Here is a 2,151-nt window from a genome sequence, read left to right as displayed (position 1 = left end):
CTGGTGAACGTGCGGCTGGACACTTCACTTCCCATGCCGCTACCCCTTCGCTCGGCGCCGGTGGGCGCGGGCAGGCGGAACGCCCAACGTGACACAGGCGAAACCTCCTTTACATCGCCCAAAACGGTGCTCTCTGTCACGTGGAGGTAACAACCAGTGATCATCCGCTGGTCGGGCGCGTGCGGTTCGACTCTCCGGACTACCTCGCCTGTTCCCCTCGGTCCGGATGCGAAACTTCCGGCGTGGCGACAGTGATCGAGATCGACGACCCGGCCGACGTGCGGCTGGACGACTTCCGGGACCTCTCGACGGCCGACCGCAGGCCGGACCGGCCGGGCGGGCGGGGTCTCGTGATCGCCGAGGGCGTGGTGGTCGTGGAACGTCTGCTGGCTTCGCCGTACCCGGTGCGCGGGCTGCTCGGGGTGCGGCGGAGGATCGAGGCGCTGGACCTTTCTGACCTGGACGTTCCCGCTTACGTGACGTCAGCAGAGGTTATGGCGTCGGTCGTGGGGTTCCACTTGAACCGGGGTGTACTGGCCGCCGCCGACCGGGCCCCCGCCGTCCGGTTCGACGAGCTGGCCGACCGCTCCACCCGCCTGGCGGTGCTGGAGGGCGTGGGCGACCACGAGAACCTGGGCTCGATCTTCCGCAACGCCGCCGCCCTGGGAGTCGACGGCGTGGTCCTGGGCCCCGGCTGCAGCGACCCGCTGTACCGCCGCAGCGTCCGGGTCTCGATGGGCCACGTCCTGCGCGTGCCGTTCGCTACCACGGATGAGTGGCCCGCGGCGCTGAACATGTTGCGGCACAAGGGGTTCACAGTTGCCGCACTGACCCCGCGCCCCTCCGCCCTGCATCTTGCAGATGCCAATTTGCGAGGCCGCCGCGTGGCCGTCCTGCTGGGCTCGGAGGGCCCCGGCCTGACCGACGAGGCGATCGACGCCGCGGACCTGGCCGTCCGCATCCCGATGTCCAGCGGCGTCGACTCGCTCAACGTGGCAACGGCAGGTGCCGTGGCGTTCTACGCCCTTCTCTAGAGCAACGTCAGGATCAACGACAGCCAGGCCACCAACACCCCGGCCACCACCCCGTAGGCAACCCACCGCCACACCGGCACCCGCCGCCCGAGCCACACCGACGGCGCCAGCCCACCGACCACCAGCACGTTGGCCACGAGCGCGAGCCACCGACTGGTCTCACCCAGCCCGAGCGACAGCGACACCACGGTCACCGTGACGATCGCGGCCGTGATGAGGCTGACCGTGAGCCCGGTCCCCCACGGCGTCGGCTCGGGCTCCTCCTCGCTCAGGACCTCGGGTTCCGGCCCCGCCGAGGCAGGCGACTCGGGCGCGTCGACGCTGACCAGCTCACCGGTGACCGGATCGGTGTACAGCACGGGCGAGTTCATGACAGCGGCGATCCGCCCGGCCAGCTGCTTCCCCCGCCGGGCGATCAACGCGTTGGCCACCCCGTCAGCGGGCGTCTCGGTCCGCACGACCGCATCCGCGACCTTGGCCCACTCGTGCAGGGCCTCAGCGAGATCGGCACCGAGCGGCAGGCTGTGCGGATCGACCTCGCGCTCACCGGACTCGTCCTCCCCGGCGAGCACGGCGCGGCCGTCCCGGACTCGCAACTCCACGAACCCTCCTAGGTCTTCCGGAGCTTCGCGGAGAACCTATCGGACCGGGCCGGACGAGGAGTACGCCAAGGAGGACAGGGCGATGCGAAGCGAGCCGACAAGACCCCCGCACTTCCAAGCGAAGCCGAAGGCGAGCCGTCACCCCTTACGCCGATCAGAGCCGGTGGGCCCACCCGTGGTTTGGCGATTGGGGCTTGACTTTGGGTGCGAGGTGCTACCACTCGTGGCTCGGCCGGTCGCGAAGCTACCGGCCTTTTCCGGCCGACCAAGCGCCTCGCAAGGGCCCCGAAGTCAAGCCCCAATCGCAATCGTCGCGGAGCGGCGATGTACCCCGCTCTTTCGTCCGAGTTGCACGCCCACGCTGGAACAGGCACGAAGCCAACGCAACAGGACCAAGACAAAACCCACCTGCGAGAATGCAGGACGTGAGCCTGCTGGGACCCGCCGAAGTCCGCCGTCTAGCCAACGAGCTGGACATCCGCCCGACCAAAAAACTGGGCCAGAACTTCGTCCAC

2 protein-coding genes and 1 pseudogene are annotated in these 2,151 nt (G+C 69.2%); 2 read left to right on the top strand and 1 reads right to left on the bottom strand.

All coding sequences use genetic code 11. The features are described from left to right. Nucleotides 1–242: 242 nt before the first annotated feature. On the top strand, nucleotides 243–1,034 hold the full coding sequence (locus VF330_RS33160; protein ID WP_330855657.1) for an RNA methyltransferase: 792 nt from the start codon (nucleotides 243–245) through the stop codon (nucleotides 1,032–1,034). Here the strand turns inward: VF330_RS33160 and VF330_RS33155 are convergent. Further along, nucleotides 1,031–1,636: a DUF2537 domain-containing protein gene (locus VF330_RS33155; RefSeq protein WP_330855656.1), complete on the bottom strand. Its 606-nt coding sequence runs from the start codon at nucleotides 1,634–1,636 to the stop codon at nucleotides 1,031–1,033. The two genes, VF330_RS33160 and VF330_RS33155, sit on opposite strands and share 4 nt — an antisense overlap. Before the next feature lie 416 nt (nucleotides 1,637–2,052). Here VF330_RS33155 and VF330_RS33150 point away from each other — a divergent pair. Next, nucleotides 2,053–2,151, top strand: a pseudogene (locus VF330_RS33150) (16S rRNA (adenine(1518)-N(6)/adenine(1519)-N(6))-dimethyltransferase); the annotation flags it as partial.

Source organism: Lentzea sp., assembly GCF_036380075.1.
In the GTDB taxonomy this organism is placed as follows: domain Bacteria; phylum Actinomycetota; class Actinomycetes; order Mycobacteriales; family Pseudonocardiaceae; genus Lentzea.
Note: the sequence above shows the minus strand (reverse complement) of the source record. Positions and strands in the feature narration are given on the sequence as shown.